The sequence below is a fragment of the Pseudomonas sp. TWP3-2 genome (assembly GCF_049897765.1).
Lineage (GTDB): Bacteria > Pseudomonadota > Gammaproteobacteria > Pseudomonadales > Pseudomonadaceae > Aquipseudomonas.
Window position 1 is genome coordinate 1 of record NZ_JAFCWW010000039.1, and the last position, 16,427, is coordinate 16,427.

The window sequence follows — 16,427 nt, forward strand, 5'->3', positions numbered from 1 at the left end:
TGATCCATCGGGGACTCTTGATTCCAGGGCATGGTCAGCACCTCCTGACCATGATTGATACCTGTAAACCATGTCCCCGGTCTCAAACGTAAAGGATGTACCCGGTATTTACCCACCCCCCGCCCTCTCCCCGAGGGAGAGGGAGCCTGACCGCATTGATGCAAACGTCTTTGTCTAGCGCAAAAATCTGCATCGATACAAATCAGTCCCCTCTCCCTCGGGAGAGGGCTAGGGTGAGGGGCTACTATCTGCGCGACACCCCAACCCTCAAGTGATCAAACCTTCTTCTTGTACGCGATACAGTCAATCTCGACCTTGCAATCGACCATCATGCTCGCCTGCACACACGCCCGAGCCGGTGCATGCTCAGGCTTGAAGTACTCGCCGAAAACCTTGTTGAAACTCGAAAAATCCCGCGGATCGTCCAGCCACACCCCGGCCCGTACCACGTCTTCGAGGCCATAACCGGCCTCTTCGAGAATCGCGATCAAATTCTTCATGGTCTGGTGCGTCTGCTCGACGATGCCGCCGACAATGATCTCGCCATCCACCGCCGGCACCTGGCCGGAAACGTGCAGCCAGCCATCGGCTTCAACGGCGCGGGCGAATGGACGCGGCTGGCCGCCAGCGGCGGTGCTGCCGGTGCCGTATCGAGTAATGCTCATGAATGTTGCTCCTGATTGAAAAAGTGAAAAGTCAAAACCGCGTGCTTTTGAGAAATTCCGCCAGCCGCGGTGATTGCGGGCGTTCGAACAGTTCCTTGGGAGGCCCCTGCTCTTCGATTCGCCCCTGGTTCATGAACACGATCTTGTCCGAGACCTCGAAGGCGAAACGCATCTCGTGGGTCACCAGCAACATGGTCATGCCGTCCTCGGCCAAGCCCTTGATCACGTTCAGCACTTCGCCGACCAGCTCCGGATCGAGCGCCGAGGTGACTTCGTCGAACAGCATCAGGCTCGGGTTCATCGCAATCGCGCGAGCAATCGCCACGCGCTGCTGCTGCCCACCAGACAGTTGACCGGGAAAGTGATTGCGCCGCTCCAGCAGGCCCACGCGCTCCAGCCATTTTTCGGCCAGCGCCACGGCTTCGTCCTTGTGCAGCTTCTTGACCTTGAGCAAGCCCAGAGTGACGTTCTGCAACGCGGTCAGATGCGGGAACAGGTTGAACTGCTGAAACGCCATGCCGGTCATCGCGCGATGACGGGCGATGACTTTTTCCGCATGGCGCACGCGCTTGCCGTTGCTTTCGTCATAGCCGATCGATTCGCCGTCGAGCAGGATCTGCCCGCCCTGAAATTCTTCAAGCATGTTCACGCAACGCAGCAGCGTGGTCTTGCCCGAACCGCTGGAGCCGATCAGCGTCACCACGTTGCCGCGCTGCATGCTCAGATCGACACCCTTGAGCACTTCGACTGCGCCGTATTGTTTGTGCAGGCCGCGAATGTCCAGCAGCGGTTGCGCGTTGGAAATATCAGTCTGAGTCATGGCAAAGCCACCCGCTTTTCAATGTGCCGGCCGAGTAATTCGATGGCGTAGTTGATGACGAAAAACAGAAACCCGGCGAACAGGTAAAACTCCAGGGTCATGAAGGTGCGGGCGATGATTTGCTGAGTGCTGAGCAGCAACTCAGCCACGCCGATCACCGAGAGCAAGGTCGAAGCCTTGACGATTTCCGTGGAGGAGTTGACCCAGGTCGGCAGGATCTGCCGCAGCGCTTGCGGCAACAGCACGTAACCGAGGGATTGATAAAACGTCAGGCCGATGGCCTTGCCCGCTTCCATCTGCCCGCGCGGCAACGCCTGCAATGCACCGCGCACAATTTCCGCGACGTGCGAGCCGCAGAACAGCGTCAGCCCCAATGCACCCGCCTGAAATGCGCTGATCTGCCATCCGAGTGCCGGCGCCATATAGAAGCAGGCCAGCACCAGTACAAACACCGGCGTGCCGCGAATCAGATCGACGTACAGCCGAAACGGCGCGCGCATCCAGAACTTGCCGTAAGTCAGCACCAGACCGGCGAATACGCCAAGCACGGTGCCGAACAAAATCGCCAGCGCCGACACTTGCACGCTGGTCAGAAAGCCTTGCCACAGCGTTTCGCGGGCAATCCACAACTCGTGTAACCAACTGGGAGATGGGTACATTTCGGCCTCCTATCGGCGGATTGCCAGACGCTGCTCGAGATAGCGCAGCAGCATGGCAATGAGGTAACAGGCCGCGACATACAACGCCGTGGTGACCATCCAGGTTTCAATCACCCGGTAGCTCTCGACGTTGATCTTGCGCGCGTAATAGGTCAGCTCCGGCACCGCAATCGCGGCGGCCAGCGAGGTGTCCTTGAACAGCGAAATGAAGTTGTTCGACAGCGCCGGCAACACATTGCGCAGCATCACTGGCACGGTCACATAGGCCTTCACTTGCCATTCGCCCAGACCTATAGCGAGCCCCGCTTCGCGCAGGCCTTTGGGGATGCTCAACAGCCCGCCACGGAAGACTTCGGTCAGGTACGCCCCGGCATACAGCGAGAGCGTGATGATGAACGACGGGATCTTGTCCAGGCGGATTCCCAGGCTGGGCAGCGCAAAGTAGATCAACAGAATCAACACCAGAATCGGCGTGTTACGGATCACCGTCACATACACCGAGGCCAGCACCCGCAAGGCGCGATGCTTCGACAGCAAGGCAAACGCCATCAGCAGGCCGATCACGCAGCCGATGGCGATCGACAGCAATGCCAGTTGCAGGCCCATACCAAGCCCCGCCAGCAAGGTGTCGAAATCGCGCCACACGGCGGCAAAATTCAACTGATAGTTCATGGTCGGCAGTACCTTGAGCGGGGCGCAGCAAAGCGCCCCACTCTCACGGGATCATTTGAATTCGACAGGGAAACCGATGGCTGGCGATGGCAGATCCACACCGAACCACTGCTTGAACGAGGCCGCGTAAGTCGGGAATTCCACGCCGGTCATGGCTTCATGCAGCGCCGTGTTGACGAAGTTCAGCCAATCCTGATCGCCGCGTTTGACCGCGCAAGCATAGGTCTGCGGGCTCCAGGCGTAGGTCGGGCTGCGATAGCGACCCGGGTTCTGCACCATCAGGTACTTGACCGAAGACTGGTCGGTGGCGGCGGCATCGGCGCGGCCGGAGTTCACCGCCTGATACATCAGGTCGACGCTGTCGTACTGATCGACCTTGGCCTTGGGCAGCGCCTGATGCACCAGTTCTTCGGCGTACACGTTCTGCAGCACAGCCACAGTCACGCCGTCACCGCCGGCCTGCAGGTCTTCGATTTCTTTGTACTTGCTGTTGTTCGGCAGCAGCAGGCCGACGCCTTCGCGGTAGTACGGCAGAGTGAATGCCACTTGCTGCGCGCGGCTGGCGGTGACGGTGATGAACTGGCAGCTCATGTCGACCTTGTCGGTCAGCAGATTGGGAATCCGCGCATCCGAGGACTGCACCACAAACTCGACCTTGCTCGGGTCGTTGAACAAACCTTTGGCCACCATCCTGGCGATGTCGATATCAAAACCCTGCAACTTGCCGTCCGCGCCCTGGAAGTGCCAAGGGGCGTTGGTGCTGCCGGTGCCCACAATCAATTTGCCACGGGCCAGCACAGCATCAAGCTTGCCCTCCGCCGCCTGGGTCATGCCCACGACAGCGGACGAAGCCGCGAGAACAAACACACACGTTTTGAACAAGGAAAGTCGGCGATGCATGGCAAGCACTCCAGAATGATGTTTATTCCGCTATACCGGAACACGGTTTGTCACAGCGGAATAGACAGCAGAAAGTGTGCCACAGGCTTCTCGGGAAATCTTGCGGAGGGGAAAAATCAGATAATTCAGTTAGTTGATCGCTGCCGGAATCTGCACTCTGCTGCTTATCGCTGGCAGGCATCGCTGCCGAACCCTACGCAGTGGGAAGTAACGCCACGTTTAGGTGCATCGCATCGGAACCAAGCAATCAGTTGATCTGCGGCGGGAGGCAGTGACCGTCCATCGGATTACCAGCTTGACCTGTCAGATCTGACAGTTGTCAATCCAAAGGATTGAATCGCCTAATTGCACTGCCCCAAAAGGGCTGCACACACCTCTAACCAGCGATTCCAATAAGGATATTTGTAATGGTCAATCTTGTTCAAAACGGCGATTTCGCGCAGCAAGACAACTACTGGACAACCAGTAATCCACAAGACGTGAGTTATCCAGGCGGGCATTGTGAAATCGCCCCTCCGAGCTCAATCAGTCAGGACGTGTTAATCGGTAACGCTACGAATTTCATGCTGTCAGCACGAATGAAAACAGATCAGGGTTTCGCCGGTCGTGTCTCACTTCAGCCGCATCCCACCGGCCCTGTTACAAGCCTGGATGTCGGTGGCAGTCAGGCGTGGACTATTAAGTTCGCAGCCATCACAGTCCCGGCCGGGACGATCAAGGTCACCGTCAAGGTTGACGCAAACGATGGTGTGTTCGGCACGAAGGGCGCTTACTTCGGTGATGTGGCGCTAGTTCAACTGCCTTGATGCGCCGCTGAGCTGCGACAAACGAGCGATCACTGGGTCGCTCGTTTTATTAAACGTGAATGCCTCGCGGACATATTTCCGAGGAAGGAGTTTGCAATGAACTCGATAGCCCCTTACTCAGCGCTTCCCCCTACATACCGCAAAGCCTTGAAAACCTGGCGTCCGGTAATTCTGTATTTCGGCAATGAACACTGCCCCGCCTGCGAATGGGCCGGGCCGATCTTCAAGCAGATCGCCGAGCCGTACCGGCATCGCGCCGATATCTACATGCTCGATACCAGCCAATCGCCGCGCCATCCGCTGGTGACCGGCACGCCAACGGTACTGTTCTGCAAGGACGGCAGGTTGGTGAAGAAACTCAAGGGCATTGGTACGCCAGAGACCCTGGCCGCGGACGTTGCCCGGCACATTGGCAGGACCAAGGCGCCGACAGTGCGGCGCAAACCGCGGCATGATTTGAGTTGGCTTCATCAAGCGCTGCGTGACCTTTGCACCATTTCTCGTGCGCGAAGGTCTGCGCGCGCCTGAAAGATTGCCATCGCTGGCAGGCCAGCTCCCACAGTGTCTGGCGGTGAGCACAAATTTTGTGAACAACCGAAATCCCTGTGGGAGCTGGCTTGCCAGCGATTAGGGCCGCACGGGCACAACGTACTCCCGGCGCCTTACGCCGCCTCACGCACCAACAACACGCGCGTCACCCGCCGCTCTTCCACCGCGACCACGGTCATGCGCCAGCCATCGTGTTGCAGTCGATCGCCAATCATCGGCAAGCGATCCAGCAGGCTCATGACCAACCCGGCGAGGGTCTGATAATCCTCAGTCGGTTCCGCGCCGAACCCGGTGTGCTGACGGATGCGCGTCAAGTTCAACGCGCCGCTGACCATGTACCCGCCCTGCTCCGCGACCACGTCCGGGCCGGCGATTTCGCTCGCGTCCGGCAGTTCACCGGCAATCGATTCAAGAATGTCGGTCATGGTCAACACGCCGACGAAGTCGCCGAATTCGTTGACCACGAACGCGATATGCGTCGATGCCGCGCGCATCTGTTCCAGCGCATTAAGGATCGAGTAGCTGTCGAGCAGGTTCAGGGGTTTGCGCGCCAGGTGTTCAAGGTTCGGCTCGTGGCCGGCCAGATACTCCTTGAGCAGTTCCTTTTTATGCACGAAGCCCAACGGTTCATCCACCGCACCGTTGCGAATCAGCGGCAAGCGCGAGTAGGACGAATGCATCAACCGTGTGCGAATCGCATCGGCGTCATCGGCCAGATCGATGTAATCAACATCCGCACGCACGGTCATCAAGGTGCGGATCGGGCGCTCGGCCAGTTGCAGTACGCCGCTGATCATCACCCGCTCGCGGCGGTCGAACAGTTGCGCAGCAGGCTTCTCGCCGTCGTCCAGCAAGTCGGAAATTTCCTCGCCGACTTCTTCCTCGGCCATTTTGCGCCCGCCCAACAAGCTCAGCACCGCATGCGCCGTACGCTCACGCATCGGCCGCAAGCCCTGCATCGAACGTTTGCGCCGAGCGCGGGCGATCTGGTTGAACACCTCGATCAGGATCGAGAAGCCGATGGCTGCATACAGATAGCCCTTCGGAATGTGGAAGCCCAAACCTTCGGCGGTCAGGGCGAAACCGATCATCATCAGGAAGCCCAGACACAGCATGATCACCGTCGGGTGCGCGTTGACGAAGCGTGTCAGCGGCTTGCTGGCGACGATCATCACACCGATGGAAACCACCACTGCGATCATCATCACCGACAGCTCATCGACCATGCCCACGGCGGTAATCACCGCGTCCAGCGAGAACACCGCATCCAGCACCACGATCTGCGCGACGATTGGCCAGAACAGCGCATAAGCAGCGTTGGTCGAGCGCTGGCCGATATGGCCTTCCAGTCGTTCGTGCAACTCCATGGTCGCCTTGAACAACAGGAACACACCGCCGAACAGCATGATCAGGTCACGGCCAGAGAAGCTCTTGTCGAACACCTCGAACAGCGGCTGCGTGAGCGTGACCAGCCACGAAATACTCGCCAGCAAGCCCAGACGCATGATCAACGCCAGCGACAGGCCGATAATCCGCGCACGGTCGCGCTGATGCGGCGGCAGTTTGTCCGCAAGAATTGCGATGAACACCAGGTTGTCGATACCCAGCACCAGTTCCAGCACGATCAATGTCGCCAGGCCCAGCCAGGCCGTGGGATCCGCTAACCATTCCATAATTTGTCTCGTTCTCTCTCAGTGAATTCAGGCTGCCGGACACGGCAAAGCGCGGCGCGAAAGCTCGAAGGCTGCGCCATCAACCATAGACGGGTGTCGGAAAACTGGTTGCTGCGAGTGCGTCAAGACCGCGCCGTGGCGCGAGGGGAATGGACAACTGGGAGGCTCCAAAACGGTGTTCATGCAAATCCTGAAAGAAAAATGGCCTTGGAGCGTACAGGCTGTAGTGACTTTCCCCACAGTCTGAAATCATTTCAAAATCTGTATTTCCTTTGGAAGCTCCAGGGTATTCAACGCCCTGCAAATCGCAATCGAGACAACTTCCGTAAATCCCCTTCGGTGAAATAATCGTTCGTCCAACGATCATCCAGCGCTAATGGACTCACCTGTTTCAAAGCAAGTTTCTTCGCGAAATAGCGAAAGCGGTAATGCTCATAGAACCTCAGCAATTCCAGGCCATAGCGATCCGCCAGATCGGTGTCGCCGCGAATGATCAGGTAGTTCTCGTCATTGCCGTTGCTGGCCGAGGCGCTGAGGTTGTGGCTGCCGCTGATGATGGTCGGCGCGTCTGTGGTGAAGTCGGTGACTACCGCTTTGGTATGCACCAGCAGATTGCCCTTCTGGCCTTTCATGTTCTCGCGCAGCCAGCCTTCCAGGCCGGTATTGAGCAACGCGGTGGCTGCAAATTCGGCAGTGCGATCAGCGTGAAAACCGGTGATGCGGCTGACGGTGTTTTGCAGGCCGTAGCGCAGGATGTCGTCGTGGGGTTGGCCGAGCAAGGCGTTGAGGATCGCGTCGGGCAAACTGAATGCGGTGACGAACAGCAAGTCTTTTTTCGCCGCTTCGATGATCTCGACGAATTCACGCAAATCGCCGCCGCCCGTGCGTGGCGAGAAGCCGACAAACAACGGCTGCGCCGGGTCCATCGGGTTGCTGGCGGTGATCCAGTCGCGCGTGGCGCCGACGTCATTTGGTTCGGCCCAGATCTGTTCGAAGGTTTGCAGATAACTGGCGCCAACCGCAGCGTCATCCAGCACATGCACCACGTTGGCCTGGCGATAAACTCCGTTGGCGGTGAAGTTGGTGCTGCCGCACAGCACCGCTTGCGGCTGGCGCTGACCCTCGGCGTCAAACCGACTGAGGACGATGAATTTGTTATGGAAGATGTTGTGCGTCACGCGCCCGCGCTTGCTCGCTGCGGGTAACTTCGCGAGGCTGGCCTCGTTGATCAACGTGTCTTCGTCACCGGGTGGGCCGTGATACAGCACTCGCACCTGCACCCCGCGCTCGAACGCCGCGTTCACGGTGTCGACAATGGCTTGCAACTGATACTCGTAGATCGCGATATCCAGCGCCCAATGGCCGTCGACGGCGCGCTCGATAAAACCCTGCAAGCGCTGAAGCAAGCCGTTCTCCAGCCATTGGCGAGCGGCGTCGGGCCAAGCCTCTATGGGCATATTCTTGTTGGCGCTGATTTGCGCATCAAGGTCGGGAAACTTGCGCTGGAACGCCTGACTCGCCGCCACCGCGCGATTGAAGATCACGCTTTGGTTGAGCGGATGACCGTCGTCCGAAGTCACGGTCAGTTCCAGCGATTCGCCCAGTTGCGGCGCATCCGGCGTGCCGTAGGCCAGATACACGCGATAGTGAATGGTCATCCCCGGATTGACCGCGTAATCGGCCCAGCGGAATTTTTGCAGCGGCGCCAGATCGCTCGGCGTCGCGTGAAACTGTGGGAAAGTGTGGGCCTTGCCGGGAAACGTCAGGCTGTTGAACAGAAACAGCCACGGCTTGGCGCCTTGCTGCTTCTCGATCGCGAATCCGAGCAAGCCTTGGCGCCGAGATTCGGCAAGGTCCATGGCCAGCAGCACGCCGTTGGTACCGGCGTAGGCTTTGACGCGAAAATCATCCTGCGGATTGGTGACCGTTACGCGCATGCTTCACTCCTTGTGAATGGGCTTGGCGCAGCATAGACCTCAAATGGATCTACAAGTCGTCGATGTGCCGGTAATCGGCAGCCAACGCATGCGCCAGTTGCTGCGCGCGGCCCAGCCGAATCGGCCCGCGTTCGATATCGATCAACAACCCCGGACAGTCCAGCACCGGCAGCGCTGGCAGATCCTTCAAGCGTCCATCCGTTACCACCAGCAAGCGCTGCTGCTCGGCGGGAAAGCGCTTGCGCCGCAGCGTCAGCCATTGCTCGGCCTGACTCAATGCCGCGAGCAATGGCGTACCGCCTCCGGCGCCTAATCCATCGAGCCACAGGCTTAAACCTTTGCTGGCTTTGAGGCCCTGTACCTGCCATTTCGGCGTCGCGCCGCTGGCGGTCAACAGTGCAAGGCGCGCGCGTTGCCGGTAAGCGTCGTCGAACAGTTGCGCGAGCAATCCCTTGGCATCGCTGAGGGCTTGGTGCCTGCGAGTCGAGGCCGAGGCATCGACGATCACCAGCAACAATTCATGCGGCGTGCGCGTGCGCAACTGGAACAGCAGATCCGCACGCACTGTCGGCCGGCCGTTGAGCAGAGTGCCCGGCCAGTTCACCGAACCACTGCGGGCGCTATGTCGCTTGCCTTGTCGGCCGTTATCCAGGCGCCCGGCACGGGGTCTGGCATTCGCCCCCGCATCGGATCGGGGACGAATGCCTAAGGCTTTTTTGGCCAGCTCGGCACTTCGCGGCGAGCGCCGGTGGCCAGTGCCGGAGCGGGCATTTCACCCCATTGGCCCTGGCCTTCGCTGGGGTTGCTCTGGGCGTTGGACGGGGATTGCGCAGGTGGTTGCGCACTGGACGTTTGTTGCTCACGACGACGGTGACGCAGAGCGAATTCGGCGACAGCATCGATGTCTTGCTCGGCAATCACCTCGGCCCCGCGCAATGCCGCATGCGCCCGGGCGGCACGCAGCCACACCAGATCGGCGCGCAAGCCATCGACGCCGGCGGCGAAGCAGCGCTCGGTAATCTGTGCCAAGGCTTGATCATCCAGAGGAATGCCAGCCAAAGCGTTGCGAGCGTTTTCACAGCGTTCGCGCAAGGCTAGCTGCTCGGATTCCCACTGAGCACAAAACGCTTGCGGATCACTGTCGAAATCCAGCCGTCGACGGATGATTTGCCCACGCTCGGTCGGCACGGTGTTGCCGCTGAGCGCAACGTTCAAACCGAAGCGATCGAGCAGTTGCGGCCGCAACTCGCCCTCTTCCGGGTTCATGGTGCCGATCAGTACAAACTTCGCCGAATGCCGATGGGAGATGCCATCGCGCTCGATCAAATTGGTGCCGCTGGCGGCGACGTCGAGTAGCAGATCGACCAGATGATCCGGCAGCAGATTCACTTCATCGACGTAGAGCACGCCGCCGTCGGCCTTGGCCAGCACACCGGGGGAAAACTGCGCGCGACCTTCGCTCAGGGCCGCGTCGAGGTCGAGGGTACCGACTAGCCGTTCTTCGGTGGCACCCAGTGGCAAGGTGACGAACTGGCCGCTGGCGAGCAGATCGGCAAGGCCTCGGGCCAGCGTGGATTTGGCCATGCCGCGCGGGCCTTCGATCAGCACGCCGCCGATTTTCGGGTCGATGGCGGTCAGGTACAGGGCGAGTTTCAGGTCATCGGCGCCGACCACGGCGGAGAGCGGGAAATGTGGGGTTTCGGTCATTTGCGGGTTCTCTTTCGTGGTCGGTGGTGGTCTTGAGTTTTGTGGGGTGTCAGGGGGGCTGCCCTCACCCTAGCCCTCTCCCAGAGGGAGAGGGGACTGACCGTGTTGCACTCAAGAAGTCCGCCGACGTGAAATACCGCGTCGAACTCCGGAGCTGAATGCGATGGAGATCTGCTCCCTTTCCCCCTCTCCCTTAGGGAGAGGGCTGGGGTGAGGGGTAGCTTTTAAAAGCCTCATCCATCCTCTTCTATATCCAGCAACAGATTTTCCAGCGCCTCTTTATAGGCCCCCGGTTCCTGCCACATCCCGCGCTGCTGCGCCTCCAGCATCCGCTCAGTCATGTCACGCAATGCATGCGGATTATGCTCACGCACAAACTCGCGGGTCGCCGAGTCGAGCAAATACGCGTCCGCCAACAACGCGTATTGATGATCATCGATCAACTGCGTCGTCGCGTCGAACGCGAACAGGTTATCCACGGTCGCCGCCAACTCGAACGCGCCTTTGTAGCCGTGGCGCTTGACCCCGTCGATCCACTTCGGATTCGCCGCCCGCGAGCGGATCACCCGGTTCAGCTCTTCTTTCAACGTGCGAATTTTCGGCAGATCCGGCTGGCTATGGTCGCCGTGATAACTCGCAGCTGCTTCACCGCGCAGGGTTTCCACCGCCGCAAGCATGCCGCCCTGGAACTGGTAATAGTCGTTGGAATCGAGCAGGTCATGCTCGCGGTTGTCCTGATTTTGCAACACAGCTTGCACCTGGCTCAGGCGCTGGACGAACTGTTCGCGGGCGGCGGTGCCTTCGTCGGAGCCGCCGTAAGCGTAGGCGCCCCAGTTCAAGTAAACCTCGGCCAGATCTTCGCGGCTCTGCCACAGGCGCCCGTCGATGGCGCCCTGCACACCTGCGCCATAGGCACCGGGTTTGGCACCGAAAATGCGCCAGCCGGCCTGACGTCGCGCGGCTTCTTCGTCCAATCCTGACTGCTGGAGCGCTACACGCTCGGCACGTACTTTGGCGGCCAACGGATTGAGGTCGTCCGGTTCGTCCAGTTCGGCCACCGCTTGCACGGCAGCGTCGAACAGGCGGATCAGGTTGGCGAAAGCATCGCGGAAGAATCCCGAGACCCGCAGCGTGACATCGACGCGCGGGCGGTCGAGCAGGCTCAGCGGCAGGATCTCGAAATCATCCACGCGCTGGCTGCCGGTGGCCCACACCGGACGCACGCCCATCAGCGCCATGGCCTGCGCGATGTCGTCGCCACCGGTGCGCATGGTCGCCGTGCCCCACACCGAGAGGCCGAGCTGGCGCAGGTGATCGCCGTGGTCCTGCAAGTGCCGCTCAAGAATCAGCGTCGCCGACTGGAAGCCGATGCGCCACGCGGTGGTGGTCGGTAGATTGCGTACGTCCACCGAGTAGAAATTGCGTCCGGTCGGCAACACGTCGAGGCGGCCGCGACTCGGCGCGCCGCTCGGGCCGGCGGGGACGAAACGACCGCTGAGGGCGTCGAGCAGACCGCGCATTTCGGCGGGGCCGCAGGCGTCGAGGCGTGGGGCAACAACTTCGCGCAGGTTTTCGAGGATTGCGCGAACGTCGGCCCACCGCGCATCCTGTGGAATCGTCGCACCGCCGCTCCCACAGGGGTTGTGCAGTGTCTGCTCGATCAATTGCGCGGCGAACAATTCGAGGCGTTCACGGGCATCGCCGGCGGTGCGCCAGACTTCATCGCTGACGGTTTGCAATTCGCTGGGCCGTGGCCCGGTCCAAGGCTCGGCCAACGCACAATCCAGCGGATCGAAACCCAGTTGAAAAGCCTTGGCCAACGCGCGCAACAAACTCGATTGTGCACCCTTGCCGTCACCACGCGGAATGCGCAGCAGCGCCAGCAACGTATCAATACGCAACCGCCCACTCGGCGATTCACCAAAGATGTGCAAGCCATCGCGAATTTGCGATTCCTTCAGATCACATAAATACGTGTCCAGACGCGGCAGCCAGATCGCAGCATCAGCGTCGCTGTCGAGACCATCGTCCAGTTGCAACTCACGGTCGATCTGCGTCTCACGCACCAGTTGCAGAATGTCGCGTTGCAGCTCGCGGGCGCGGCGCGGATCGAGCAGTTGCGCTTCGTAATATTCGTCGGCCAACAGCTCCAGATTGCGCAGCGGGCCGTAGGTTTCGGCGCGGGTCAGCGGCGGCATCAAGTGATCGATGATCACCGCCTGAGTCCGGCGTTTGGCCTGGGCGCCCTCGCCCGGATCGTTGACGATAAACGGATAGATGTTCGGCAGCGGCCCGAGCAGTGCATCCGGCCAGCAGTTCTCCGACAGACCGACACCCTTGCCCGGCAGCCATTCGAGGTTGCCGTGCTTGCCGACGTGGATCACACCGTGCGCGCCGTAGGTCTGGCGCAACCAGAAATAGAACGCCAGATAGGCGTGGGGCGGCACCAGATCCGGGTCGTGATACACCGCACTCGGATCAACCTGATACCCGCGTGCCGGTTGAATGCCGACGAAGGTCAGGCCGAAGCGCAGCCCGGCGATCATCATGCGCCCGTCGCGACACATCGGATCGGTTTGCGGCGTGCCCCAACGCTCCAGCACCGCCGCGCGATTGGCTTCGGGCAAGGCGTTGAACATTGTCAGGTAGTCATCCATCGCCAGACTTTGCTGGCATGGACGCTGATCGAGAGTATCGAGGTCATTACTGACGCCGCCGAGCAATTGCTGAATCAACTCAGTGCCACTGCCCGGCAACTCGCTGGGCAGCGGATAACCTTCGGCCTGCAATGCACGCAGAATATTCAGCGCCGCCGCTGGCGTGTCGAGGCCGACGCCGTTGCCAATCCGCCCATCACGGGTCGGGTAATTGGCGAGAATCAAAGCGATGCGTTTTTCTACGTTCGGCACCCGCGCCAGATCAATCCAGCGTCGCGCCAGTTGCGCGACGAAATCCATACGTTCGGGTTGCGCGCGGTAGCAGACCACATCCGATTGACTGCGCTCGCTGCGCCAGGCCAGATCCTTGAAGCTGATCGGCCGGCTGATAATGCGCCCGTCCAGCTCCGGCAAGGCAATGTGCATCGCCAGATCACGCGGGCCGAGGCCTTGCTCGCTGGCGCGCCAGCCGGGCTCGTTGTCCTGCGCACAGATCGCCTGAATCACCGGAATGTTGCGACGAAATGGGCGTAGATGCGGCGCTTCCGGGCTGGATTGGGCAAATCCGGTGGTGTTCAAAATCACCCCGGCCTCGACTTCATCCAGCCAGTCCTCGACCACCGACAGGCAGCCAGGCTCTTTCAGACTGGCGACGGCAATCGGCAGCGGATTCAGTCCCGCAGCCTGCAAGCGCTGACAGAACACATCGATAAACGCCGTGTTCGCCGCCTGCAAATGCGAGCGATAAAACAACACCGCCGCAACCGGTTGCTCCGGCAGCCAATCGGCCTGCCAGTCACTCAGTGCGGCGGTGCTTTTATGTGGGTGGTAAATCGCCGTGCGCGGCAGGGTTTGTGGTTCGCCCCACGGGTAATCGCGGTCGAGCCAAAGGTTGGCCATACACCGGAAGAAATCCAGCGCATTGCCCATGCCGCCCTGACGCAAGAATTGCCAGAGCCGGTCACGATCCTCGGCATTAACGGTGCTCAGATCGCTGAGTTCCGGATCGGGCCGGTCATCGCCCGGCACCAGAATCACCTGCACGCCGCGCTCGGCCAGTTCGACCAGACGCTCGACGCCGTAACGCCAATAACCAATCCCGCCGTGCAGCGAAATCAGAATGACTTTGGCGTGACGCAATACTTCGTCGACATACAGATCGACCGAGGCGTGATTCTGCACCTGCATTGGATTGGCCAGGCGCACGCTCGGATAATCTTCCGGCAGTTGCTGCGCGGCCTCGGCGAGCAGCGCCAGGCTGGAATCGCCGCTGCACAGGATCACCAGTTCGGCGGGGGTTTGTCCGAGGTCGGCAATGTTGTCATCCGAGACGAAACCGCCGGGCTGGGTCCTGAGCAGGTGCATGGCTTAAACGCTGAGCGCGGCGCGCAATTGCGCTTCGAGTTGTGCGGCGTCGAGTTCCTGACCGATCAACACCAGTCGCGTGACGCGCGCTTCATCAGCGCCCCATTGACGGTCAAAGTGCTTGTCGAAACGCGTGCCCACGCCCTGAATCAGCAGGCGCATCGGCTTGTTCGGGATTGCCGCGAAACCTTTCACGCGCAGGATGCCGTGCTTGACCACCAGTTGCGTCAACGCGTCGAGCAGCAGGCTTTCGTCGGCTTGCGGCAGCTCGATGGAGATCGAATCGAAGGCGTCGTGATCGTGGTCATCGTGGTCGTCATCGCCTTCACCGTGGTGATGGTCGTGATGGCTGTGGCGGCTGTCGATGTGTTCTTCGGAACCGGCGCCGAGGCCGATCAACACGTCGAGTGGCACGCGACCACTGCTGGCTTCGATGATCTTCACTGCTGGCGGCAGTTCTTCGGCGACTTCCAGGCGCACGCGAGCGAGGTCTTCCGGGTTGATCAGGTCGCACTTGTTAAGGATGACGAGGTCGGCGCTGGCCAGTTGGTCGGCGAACAATTCGTGCAGCGGCGATTCGTGATCGAGGTTCGGGTCGAGTTTGCGCTGGGCATCGACCTGATCCGGGAACGCGGCAAAGGTGCCGGCAGCCACAGCCGGGCTGTCGACCACGGTAATCACCGCATCCACCGTGCAGGCGCTGCGGATTTCCGGCCACTGGAAGGCTTGCACCAGCGGTTTTGGCAGGGCCAGGCCCGAGGTTTCGATGAGGATATGGTCGAGGTCGCCGCGACGCGCAACCAGTTCGCGCATCACCGGGAAGAACTCTTCCTGAACGGTGCAGCACAGGCAGCCGTTGGCCAGTTCATAGACGCGGCCAAGCGCTTCTTCTTCGGAACAGCCGATGGTGCATTGCTTGAGGATTTCACCGTCGATGCCCAGCTCGCCAAACTCGTTGACGATCACCGCGATACGGCGGCCCTGCGCGTTGTCGAGCATGTGCCGCAGCAAGGTGGTTTTGCCCGATCCGAGGAAACCGGTAACGATGGTGACGGGGAGTTTGGCCAGTGTTTTCATCGGATGCCCTTTGGCAAGGTGGCGGGCATACGGGACGAGAACCGGCAGCGTGCATGCGTGCCTGGAGAGTTCGCCACCGGATCACCCCGCCCGGTTTAAATTGAGAATCTGTGTCGAGGCAGGTCTCCTGGCTGACGGTGTTCAGGCGTTGGGCCTGGCGTTCACTGCGCCTTCCCGCTGGCTCTGTCGGCAGAGTTGGCAGTGGCGTGGCAGCGAACAGCACCGTTCACAGTTGCGGGGGCAGCCGCGGCTTGGACCGCGTTCCCTTCTTAGCTTCGGCGTGGGCCGAAGAACCTCGAAGGGGCAAGGCTACGCATGGGTTGGTTGTGGGTCAATGGGGGTTGGGTTTTCGGGGTTTTGGTTTGTGGGCATATCCGTTGCTGCGGTAACGGCTTCTTATGGTTTCGCTCTTACAGCGACTCACTTTTCCAGACGCCGAAAAGTAAGCAAAAGGCTTTCGCCCCGGCGTACGGCACTTCGCTTAGGCTCAGTGTTCCCTCGCTACGGCGCCCATCAGGGGGCATCGCCTCCGGTTTGCTGCGCTGCACCTCCTCTCGATGAATGCGGCTGCGCCGCACGGCGCTGCGCGCCTACCCCTGATGGACACCTACGCTCGGCCTGCCGATGGGCTGGAGATCAAAAGCCACATCAAAAGCCCCTCACCCTAGCCCTCTCCCAGAGGGAGAGGGGACTGACCGAGTGGTTTGGCAGAGCTACGCCGACGTGCGATACCACGTTGAACTCAGGCTTTGAACAGCACACAAATCGGCCCCCTCTCCTAGGGGAGAGGGCTGGGGTGAGGGGTAAATCCACCGCAAAACCTGCAGTGGTCAACTAATTCCGGGCACCTCGATAGGTGGTTTTGACGCCATCGCCCGCTCATAAACGGTCGGTGGCAGATATCCCAGTTTCGAGTGCAGCCGTTCGTTGTTGTAAAACC

13 protein-coding genes and 1 riboswitch are annotated in these 16,427 nt (G+C 60.4%); of the genes, 2 read left to right on the forward strand and 11 right to left on the reverse strand.

Annotated elements, in window-relative coordinates; all coding sequences use genetic code 11:
- Positions 1-275 precede the first annotated feature (275 nt).
- The 5 genes from ACP7EE_RS27410 to ACP7EE_RS27430 are packed head-to-tail and all read right to left on the reverse strand — an operon-like array spanning position 276 to position 3,716.
- Complete coding sequence (locus ACP7EE_RS27410; RefSeq protein ID WP_016984340.1) at positions 276-665, reverse strand: RidA family protein; 390 nt, start codon at positions 663-665, stop codon at positions 276-278.
- Positions 666-696: 31 nt separating this feature from the next.
- Entirely contained in the window at positions 697-1,485 is a 789-nt protein-coding gene (locus tag ACP7EE_RS27415) for an amino acid ABC transporter ATP-binding protein (RefSeq protein WP_426238124.1), read from the reverse strand.
- A complete protein-coding gene (locus tag ACP7EE_RS27420) occupies positions 1,482-2,144 on the reverse strand; it encodes an amino acid ABC transporter permease (protein WP_426238126.1) in 663 nt (220 codons plus the stop codon). Before ACP7EE_RS27420 ends, ACP7EE_RS27415 begins: the two co-directional genes overlap by 4 nt.
- Positions 2,145-2,153: 9 nt before the next feature.
- Complete coding sequence (locus tag ACP7EE_RS27425; protein WP_426238128.1) at positions 2,154-2,816, reverse strand: amino acid ABC transporter permease; 663 nt, start codon at positions 2,814-2,816, stop codon at positions 2,154-2,156.
- A 51-nt stretch (positions 2,817-2,867) separates the two neighbouring features.
- Positions 2,868-3,716: a transporter substrate-binding domain-containing protein gene (locus ACP7EE_RS27430; protein ID WP_426238130.1), complete on the reverse strand. Its 849-nt coding sequence runs from the start codon at positions 3,714-3,716 to the stop codon at positions 2,868-2,870.
- 407 nt (positions 3,717-4,123) lie between these two features.
- Between ACP7EE_RS27430 and ACP7EE_RS27435 the strand changes: the two genes are divergently transcribed.
- A complete protein-coding gene (locus ACP7EE_RS27435; RefSeq protein ID WP_426238132.1) occupies positions 4,124-4,522 on the forward strand; it encodes a hypothetical protein in 399 nt (132 codons plus the stop codon).
- Positions 4,523-4,618: 96 nt separating this feature from the next.
- Positions 4,619-5,050 carry a thioredoxin family protein gene (locus ACP7EE_RS27440; protein ID WP_426238134.1) on the forward strand — a complete coding sequence of 144 codons (432 nt, stop codon included), beginning with the start codon at positions 4,619-4,621 and terminating at the stop codon, positions 5,048-5,050.
- Between the two features lie 134 nt (positions 5,051-5,184).
- Here ACP7EE_RS27440 and ACP7EE_RS27445 read toward each other — a convergent pair whose 3' ends face one another.
- The 6 genes from ACP7EE_RS27445 to cobW all read right to left on the reverse strand — a co-directional run bounded on the left by ACP7EE_RS27445 (position 5,185) and on the right by cobW (position 15,487).
- Positions 5,185-6,744, reverse strand: a complete 1,560-nt coding sequence (locus ACP7EE_RS27445; protein WP_426238136.1) for a TerC family protein — start codon at positions 6,742-6,744, stop codon at positions 5,185-5,187.
- 290 nt (positions 6,745-7,034) lie between these two features.
- Positions 7,035-8,681, reverse strand: a complete 1,647-nt coding sequence (locus ACP7EE_RS27450; protein WP_426238138.1) for a phospholipase D-like domain-containing protein — start codon at positions 8,679-8,681, stop codon at positions 7,035-7,037.
- A gap of 49 nt (positions 8,682-8,730) precedes the next feature.
- Positions 8,731-9,405, reverse strand: coding sequence for a vWA domain-containing protein (locus ACP7EE_RS27455; RefSeq protein WP_426238146.1), 675 nt, complete (start codon positions 9,403-9,405; stop codon positions 8,731-8,733).
- On the reverse strand, positions 9,387-10,388 hold the full coding sequence (locus ACP7EE_RS27460; RefSeq protein WP_426238140.1) for an ATP-binding protein: 1,002 nt from the start codon (positions 10,386-10,388) through the stop codon (positions 9,387-9,389). The genes ACP7EE_RS27455 and ACP7EE_RS27460 overlap by 19 nt, the downstream gene beginning before the upstream one ends.
- A 233-nt stretch (positions 10,389-10,621) precedes the next feature.
- Positions 10,622-14,410, reverse strand: a complete 3,789-nt coding sequence (gene cobN, locus ACP7EE_RS27465) for a cobaltochelatase subunit CobN (RefSeq protein WP_426238142.1) — start codon at positions 14,408-14,410, stop codon at positions 10,622-10,624.
- Between the two features lie 3 nt (positions 14,411-14,413).
- Positions 14,414-15,487: a cobalamin biosynthesis protein CobW gene (gene cobW, locus ACP7EE_RS27470; RefSeq protein WP_426238144.1), complete on the reverse strand. Its 1,074-nt coding sequence runs from the start codon at positions 15,485-15,487 to the stop codon at positions 14,414-14,416.
- Between the two features lie 100 nt (positions 15,488-15,587).
- A riboswitch (cobalamin riboswitch) is annotated at positions 15,588-15,800 on the reverse strand.
- Between the last annotated feature and the right edge of the window lie 627 nt (positions 15,801-16,427).

Bases quoted from the DNA above. Each gene is read 5' to 3' on its own strand.
- ACP7EE_RS27460 (WP_426238140.1), bottom strand. From the start codon at position 10,388: ATGACCGAAACCCCACATTTCCCGCTCTCCGCCGTGGTCGGCGCCGAT.
- ACP7EE_RS27450 (WP_426238138.1), bottom strand. From the start codon at position 8,681: ATGCGCGTAACGGTCACCAATCCGCAGGATGATTTTCGCGTCAAAGCC.
- ACP7EE_RS27440 (WP_426238134.1), top strand. From the start codon at position 4,619: ATGAACTCGATAGCCCCTTACTCAGCGCTTCCCCCTACATACCGCAAA.
- cobN (WP_426238142.1), bottom strand. From the start codon at position 14,410: ATGCACCTGCTCAGGACCCAGCCCGGCGGTTTCGTCTCGGATGACAAC.
- cobW (WP_426238144.1), bottom strand. From the start codon at position 15,487: ATGAAAACACTGGCCAAACTCCCCGTCACCATCGTTACCGGTTTCCTC.
- ACP7EE_RS27430 (WP_426238130.1), bottom strand. From the start codon at position 3,716: ATGCATCGCCGACTTTCCTTGTTCAAAACGTGTGTGTTTGTTCTCGCG.
- ACP7EE_RS27420 (WP_426238126.1), bottom strand. From the start codon at position 2,144: ATGTACCCATCTCCCAGTTGGTTACACGAGTTGTGGATTGCCCGCGAA.
- ACP7EE_RS27435 (WP_426238132.1), top strand. From the start codon at position 4,124: ATGGTCAATCTTGTTCAAAACGGCGATTTCGCGCAGCAAGACAACTAC.
- ACP7EE_RS27415 (WP_426238124.1), bottom strand. From the start codon at position 1,485: ATGACTCAGACTGATATTTCCAACGCGCAACCGCTGCTGGACATTCGC.
- ACP7EE_RS27425 (WP_426238128.1), bottom strand. From the start codon at position 2,816: ATGAACTATCAGTTGAATTTTGCCGCCGTGTGGCGCGATTTCGACACC.
- ACP7EE_RS27410 (WP_016984340.1), bottom strand. From the start codon at position 665: ATGAGCATTACTCGATACGGCACCGGCAGCACCGCCGCTGGCGGCCAG.
- ACP7EE_RS27445 (WP_426238136.1), bottom strand. From the start codon at position 6,744: ATGGAATGGTTAGCGGATCCCACGGCCTGGCTGGGCCTGGCGACATTG.